Here is a 1,367-nt window from a genome sequence, read left to right on the forward strand (position 1 = left end):
GTCAGGATCTATGTAATACAGCGGATTGTCTCCACAATAAATGTAACCGTTCTGGGTTAGAGTTTCATATACACAAATTTAAGCAATCATTATAGATGACATATTTCTGGTAAATCTTCTGATGGTTTGGCTATAGTATCAGGCTCGTAAGTAGTAGTGACTAGTTAAAGCATCTTTTGTCTATGTAAAATGACAAAAAGGCAGATTTCGGGCACGATATTCACAAGACGTAGACCAATATCATCAGTTTTGAAAAGATTTTGAAAATTGTCATAGAAACGCATTGTCTCCACAGCGCAAGTGCTATGAAAACAATACGTTCCTATTTTTGATAAAGATATTTAATTGTGACTTCGTTTTTTTATATATGTAGACATAATCAAACTAATAAACTTCAACTTCAATAAATGCAAATCCTGTCAAAGAATTATTTTCAATAATATCCCTAATACGTTCTGAAATAAAAATCGGTATTGTATCATCTTTTAATCTAAATATATCGTGCCCCAACACCATTTCTTCTTTCAAAGCATATTTTTCTACTGAAATAATTTTTTCATTATCAAGTTCAAATAAATCATACTGAGAGTGTTCTAAGTCTAAAGCATCCACCACATCTAATAGATTTGCAATTCTATATTCCGTATTCTCCTCATTATTCTTAGTATCAATCAATTTTGTTGAAAGATACTGTATCGCATTTCCATCTACAATCTGCTCGATTAATTCTCTAAATTTTTTTGATACAACCAGCCACCTATACACATTGGCTATGTAATCTGATAGAACATCCCCCTCTTCTGAGTTATATTTAAATCTAACCTCCGACCAATCATTAATATAATTTCCACAGGATACAGAATATTCATCAATATCCCCTATAACTCCTACATTACAATTCACATAATCATCATCATTTTCATAATCATAACTTAATTTATAATACTTCATTAATAACACTCTCCTTACTGATTATTCCAATAATACTTATATAACATGTCTGGATTACTAATTATTTTTTGCTTCATTTGGTCATATAACTTCAAAAATTTAGTTTTATCACCCTTTGCTATTTTATTAAATTTTTGCATATTATCAAGAACATAATCATGATAAGCGTACGGGTGACGACCTTGATGAGGCATCAATTCTTTATTCCAATCTCCATCTAAGTCTAATCCATATTTTTGAGTTATATTTTTAAACTGACTTGTATATTTCTTACTCTTATTTGTTGCGAAATGATGTATTTGATTAGGTTTTCTACCACCCTCATACGACACACTTCCTGCTTCATCTGCCATAAACCCTGCAAGTTTTCCACTCTTTGCTGCGTTTCGTATTCCGGCTACTCCTACTCCGGCTCC

General features: G+C 31.5%; 2 protein-coding genes. Both read right to left on the bottom strand.

Annotated elements, in window-relative coordinates; genetic code table 11:
• Nucleotides 1-384: 384 nt before the first annotated feature.
• The gene (locus tag DWW96_RS13700) at nucleotides 385-951 is read right to left on the bottom strand and encodes a DUF1629 domain-containing protein (RefSeq protein ID WP_117910814.1); all 567 of its coding nucleotides are present in this window, start codon (nucleotides 949-951) and stop codon (nucleotides 385-387) included.
• A gap of 14 nt (nucleotides 952-965) precedes the next feature.
• Nucleotides 966-1,367: AHH domain-containing protein (locus DWW96_RS13705; protein WP_199522712.1), on the bottom strand; the 402-nt coding region annotated here is incomplete at its 5' end.

It is taken from the genome of Eubacterium sp. AF17-7, from assembly GCF_003461285.1.
Taxonomy (GTDB): domain Bacteria; phylum Bacillota; class Clostridia; order Lachnospirales; family Lachnospiraceae; genus Eubacterium_U; species Eubacterium_U album.

Excerpts from the sequence above, each read along its gene's own strand:
- DWW96_RS13700 (WP_117910814.1), bottom strand. The coding sequence starts at position 951 with ATGAAGTATTATAAATTAAGTTATGATTATGAAAATGATGATGATTAT.